We start from the raw sequence: 4,936 nt of genomic DNA, 5'->3' as shown, positions 1-4,936 counted from the left end.
GGGCGGCGCTGCGCGCTGCTGGGGCGCGCCGGCCGGGGGCTGCGCCATGCGCGGCTCGGGCGCGCCGGCCCCGCTCACCGTCTCGCTCATACGATCGCCTCCTGCCTGGCTGTCCGGGGGCGAGCGTAGCGGGCGCGCAAGGCCGTGTCGCGCCTGAGCGCTACATCTGCCGCAGCACGTCCTCGCGCAGTTCGTCGATCACCCTGAGCCGCCCGTCGCGCTGCTCGATGTGCCAGAACAGCCAGCCATTGCAGGAGGGCGCCTCCTGCACCGCGGCGCCGACCTTGTGGATCGACCCGGTGGCGAGGCCGCAGCGCAGCGTGCCATCGGCGCCGACCGTCGCCTCCCAGCGCTTCTGGCGGTCGAACAGGCGCGACCCGGCGGGCACGAGGCCACGCTCGACCAGCGTGCCGAAGGGGATGCGCGGCTGTTCCTTCTTCGAGGGCAGGGCCGCGGCCGCGTCCTCGGGCGCCGGTTCGGTCGCGACGATGCGCGCGAGCGCGGCGTCGGCATAGGCCTGTTCGCGCTCGATCCCGATGAAGCGCCGCCCGAGCCGCTTCGCCACTGCCGCCGTGGTGCCCGAACCGAGGAACGGATCGAGGATCACCTCGCCCGGCGCGGTGCAGGACAGGATCACGCGATGCAGCAGCGCCTCGGGCTTCTGGGTCGGGTGCAGTTTGGCACCCGCATCGTCGCGCAGGCGCTCGCCGCCGGTGCACAGCGGGATCAACCAGTCGCTGCGCATCTGCAGGTCGTCGTTGAGCGCCTTCATGGCCGCGTAGTTGAAGCGGTAGCGGGAGTCCGGGCTGCGCGCCGCCCAGACCAGCGTCTCATGCGCATTGGTGAAGCGCCGGCCGCGGAAATTCGGCATCGGGTTCGACTTGCGCCAGATGACGTCGTTGAGGATCCAGTAGCCCTGGTCCTGCAGCGCCGTGCCCAGGCGGAACACGTTGTGGTAGGCGCCCATCACCCAGATGGTGCCGTCCTTTCGCAGCACGCGGCGGCATTCGGCCAGCCATTCGCGCGTGAAGGCATCGTATGCGCCGAGATCCGCGAAGCGGTCCCATGCGTCGTCCACGCCATCGACCAGCGAATCATCGGGCCGCCGCAGAGTGCCCTTGAGCTGCAGGTTGTAGGGCGGGTCGGCGAAGATGGCGTGCACGCTGGCCGGCGGCAGGTGCTTCAGCCACGCGATGCAATCCCCGACCAGAACCTGGTCGAGCGGCAGATCGATCTGCGTGCCCAAGCGCGAAACCCCATTCCCCCGCGAAGCCCGCAGAATCGCTCGCGCGACTCGGCAGGTCAATCATTCGATTGCCTCGGGCGCCGGCGTGCGCCCTTTGCTTGCCTCAGACGCCGGCGCGCGCGTCCGCGCGCTTGGCTTGCGCGCCACGCACTGGCGCGCCGGGCGCCATTGGCGGTCTGGGCGCGGTCGCGCTGTGCGCTCCCGGATCGAGACAGGGCCTCGATCCGCCGTGGTGCGCCGGTGGGCCTGGCGCTGGGGCGCGGGGTCAGCCGAACAGGTCGTCGACCGGCCCGAAGCCGCGCCGGTGGTGCGGGCAGGGGCCGAGGCTGCGCAGGGCCGCGAGATGCGCCGCGGTGGGGTATCCGGCATGGCGCGCGAAGCCATAGCCGGGCCAGCGCGGGTCGAGCCGCGCCATCGCCCGGTCGCGCACCACCTTCGCCAGGATGGAGGCGGCCGCGATCGACAGCGACAGCGCATCGCCGCCCACCAGGCAGCGCACCGGGCAGGGCAGGGGCGGGGCCTGGTTGCCGTCGACCAGTGCCAGGTCCGGCGCGCGCGGCAGCCGTGCCACCGCGCGCGCCATGGCGAGGTGCGTGGCGCGCAGGATGTTGACGCGCCCGATCTCGATGGCCGAGGCGGCGCCGATCGCGCACTCCACCACGCCGGCCCGCGCGGCGTCGCGTAGCGCGGCGAAGGCGGCCTCGCGCTGCGCCGGCTTCAGACGCTTCGAATCGTCGATCAGCGCGACGAGGTCGCGCGACGGCGGATTCAGGAACACCACCGCCGCGGCGACCACCGGCCCGGCGAGCGGCCCGCGCCCGGCCTCGTCGATGCCGGCGACGCGGCCCTGGCCGGCTTCGGCGCTGAGATCGGGGCGTTGGCGGGTCATGCCGCAGGGTAGCACGCCCGCCATGGCGTGCCCGCACCGGCGGCGCTAGCCTTCGCTTCCGACCGGAGGACGCAGCCCATGGCATCGAGCACGCCCGTATCGAGGCCGCAGGCCACCCGCGCCGCCGCCTTCTGCGAACGCTTCGGCCTGCGCCTGCCGATCCTGCTGGCGCCCATGGCCGGCGCCTCGCCGCCCGGCCTCGCCGCCGCGGTGGCCAATGCCGGGGGGATGGGCGCGCTGGGCGCGCTGAACACCACGCCGGCCGGCATCGCCGACTGGGCGCGCGCCTTCCGCGCGGCATCGAACGGGTCCTTCCAGGTGAACCTCTGGATCCCCGACCCGCCGCCCGCGCGCGATGCCACGCGCGAGGCGGCGATGGCTGATTTCCTGGCCGCCTTCGGCCCGCGCCCCGCCATCCCCGAGGGCCCCTTCCTGCCCGACTTCGCGGCGCAATGCGCGGCGATGATCGAGGCCGGGCCGGCCGTGATCTCCTCCATCATGGGCGTCTTCCCGCCCGAGGTGGTGGCGGCGGCGAAGGCGCGCGGCATCGCCTGGTTCGCCACCGCGACCACGCTCGCCGAGGCGCGCGCCGCGGTCACCGCCGGGGCGGATGCCATCGTGGCCCAGGGTGCCGAGGCCGGCGGGCATCGCGGCGCCTTCGACGCGACGGCGGCAGAGGGGCAGCTCACCGGCGGGCTCGCGCTGATCCCGCGCTTCGCTGACGCACTCGACGTGCCCGTCATCGCCACCGGGGGCATCGCCGATGCGCGCGGCATCGCGGCGGCGCTGACGCTGGGCGCCAGCGCGGTGCAGATCGGCACGGGGTTCCTGCGCTGCCCCGAGGCCGGCATCGCCCCCGCCTGGAGCGACGCCATCGCGGCGGCGGAGCCCGAGGGCACGATGCTCACGCGCATCTTCTCGGGCCGGCTCGGGCGGGGCATCGCCAATGCGGTGGTGCGTGCCGCCGCGCCGCCCGCCGCGGACTATCCGGTGCAGCGCGCGCTGTTCGCGCCGGTGCGCGCGGCGGCCGAGGCGGCGAATGACGCGGCCGCGATGCAGATGTGGGCGGGGCAGGCGGCGCGGCTCGCTTCGGCGGAACCCGCCGGCGCCCTGGCCGCGCGGCTGTGGGAGGAGGCGCGGGCGTTGCTGCCCTGAAGGTGGCGCCTACCGCGCCGCCCCGCGCGGCAGTAGCATCCACCCCGCCACCCCCGCCAGCAGCGCCGCGCCGAGCACGGCGAATCCCGCCCGATAGGCCGCTTCCGGCCGCACCCCGCCGGCCTCGGCGAAGACCCCCACCACCGCCCCAACCAGCATCGGCAGCAGCGCCGAGCCCAGCACCTGCGCGAGGTTCACGGTGGTCGCGCCGCGCCCCACCTGGCCGTCGGCGAACAGCGTGCGCGCCTCCGCCACCACCAGCACCGGATAGGCGGAGAACAGCACCAGCAGCACCAGCAGCACGATCGCCGCGGGCAGCGGGGCGCCCGGCCAGGCCGCTAGCCCGCCCAGCATCGCGGCCGACAGCAGCGCCCCCGCCGTCACGATCCGCCGCCGCGGCCCGAAGCGCCGTTCGAGCGGCCCGACCGCCAGCAGCCCCACCGGCATCGCCACCCCCATCGCCGCCAGCACCCAGCCGCGCCCGGCCGCATCGAGCCCATGCACATCCGCGAGATACGGCCCGGCCCAGAGCCCCAGCACCGTCGCCGCCGCGGCATAGGCCACAAGGTGCATGGACAGCACCCGCGGCAGCCCCGGCAGCCGCCAGATCGAGACCTGGCCCAGCAGCGCCTCCCGCAATGTCTCGGGCTGGCGGAACACCGGCGGCCGGTCGGGCGGGTCGTCGCGCACCAGCGCCCACCACAGCGCCCCGCAGGCCGCGGTCAGCAGCGCCGAACCACCGAGCGCCCCGCGCCAGCCGAGCCACCCCGCCAGCGCGGCGAGCGGCGCCCCCGCCAGCAATATGCCCATCTGCGACAACGCGAAGACGCGCGAGAGCGCCAGCGTCATCGCAGCACCCGAATGCCAGCGCGCGCAGAGCACCACCGCCGCCATGAAGGATGCCGCCGAACCGAGCCCGACCACGAAGCGCGCCGCCAGCAGCGTCGCGCCATCCGTCGCGAAGGCCTGGCACCCCGCGCCGAGCACGGCGATGCCCGTCAGCGCGCCCACGGTCCGCCGCGGTCCCGCCCGGTCGAGCGCGATCCCGACCGGCACCTGCGCAACCAGCAGCGCCGCGAAGAACATCCCGTTCGCCGCGCCCAGCACCGCCGGGCTGAGCGCGAGCTCGGCCGAGAGATCCGGCGCCACCACGCCAAGTGCTGCGCGATGGAACTGCGACAGCCCCGTCATGGCGGCGGCCGCCGCCATCATCGCCGCGGCAGCGCTCATGCCGACGCGTCGATCCCGAAGCCCTCGCGCAGCCCGCGCGCGCCCTCCGGCGTGAGCGTGAGGCGCCGGCGCGCGAGGATGTCGCCCTCCCCCGTCGCCGCTGCGCGGCGGAGCCAGCCGCGCGCCATCCAGGCCCTGGCCATCTCGCGCCCCAGCCCGCCGGCCAGATGCGGGCGGCGCTCGGACCAGTCCATGCAGTCGCAGGCGAAGTGCCGCGCGGCGGCGGCGCTGTCGAGGTCGATGCCGCTCGCCGCCAGCCGCGCGCGCCCCTCGGCCGAGGCACTCCAGCCGCCCGGCGCGGGCGTGAGCCAGCCCTGCCCGGTGAGGCGCCGGTGCACCGCCACGCCAAGCCGCCCGGCCAGGTGGTTCCAGCACAGCCTGGCCTCGCGCGCCGCCTCGCCATGCGTCCAGCGCCG

4 protein-coding genes and 1 pseudogene are annotated in these 4,936 nt (G+C 75.5%); 1 reads left to right on the top strand and 4 read right to left on the bottom strand.

What is annotated here, in order from left to right:
- Positions 1 to 160 precede the first annotated feature (160 nt).
- Positions 161 to 1,246 carry a site-specific DNA-methyltransferase gene (locus tag HW578_RS22835; protein WP_198373014.1) on the bottom strand — a complete coding sequence of 362 codons (1,086 nt, stop codon included), beginning with the start codon at positions 1,244 to 1,246 and terminating at the stop codon, positions 161 to 163.
- A gap of 265 nt (positions 1,247 to 1,511) precedes the next feature.
- Positions 1,512 to 2,135 (bottom strand): ribonuclease HII, encoded by a 624-nt coding sequence (locus HW578_RS22830; RefSeq protein WP_198373013.1) that lies wholly within the window; start codon positions 2,133 to 2,135, stop codon positions 1,512 to 1,514.
- 78 nt (positions 2,136 to 2,213) lie between these two features.
- Between HW578_RS22830 and HW578_RS22825 the strand changes: the two genes are divergently transcribed.
- Positions 2,214 to 3,290 carry an NAD(P)H-dependent flavin oxidoreductase gene (locus HW578_RS22825; RefSeq protein ID WP_198373012.1) on the top strand — a complete coding sequence of 359 codons (1,077 nt, stop codon included), beginning with the start codon at positions 2,214 to 2,216 and terminating at the stop codon, positions 3,288 to 3,290.
- Positions 3,291 to 3,299: 9 nt separating this feature from the next.
- Here the strand turns inward: HW578_RS22825 and HW578_RS22820 are convergent, their stop codons facing one another.
- Both HW578_RS22820 and HW578_RS22815 read right to left on the bottom strand, forming a co-directional pair.
- The gene (locus HW578_RS22820) at positions 3,300 to 4,520 is read right to left on the bottom strand and encodes an MFS transporter (RefSeq protein WP_198373011.1); all 1,221 of its coding nucleotides are present in this window, start codon (positions 4,518 to 4,520) and stop codon (positions 3,300 to 3,302) included.
- Positions 4,517 to 4,936, bottom strand: a pseudogene (locus tag HW578_RS22815) (hypothetical protein); the annotation flags it as partial. The pseudogene HW578_RS22815 and the gene HW578_RS22820, both read right to left, overlap by 4 nt.

This window comes from Roseomonas rosulenta, from assembly GCF_016106005.1.
In the GTDB taxonomy this organism is placed as follows: Bacteria; Pseudomonadota; Alphaproteobacteria; order Acetobacterales; family Acetobacteraceae; genus Neoroseomonas; species Neoroseomonas rosulenta.
This window is presented reverse-complemented; position numbering and strand designations above follow the sequence as displayed.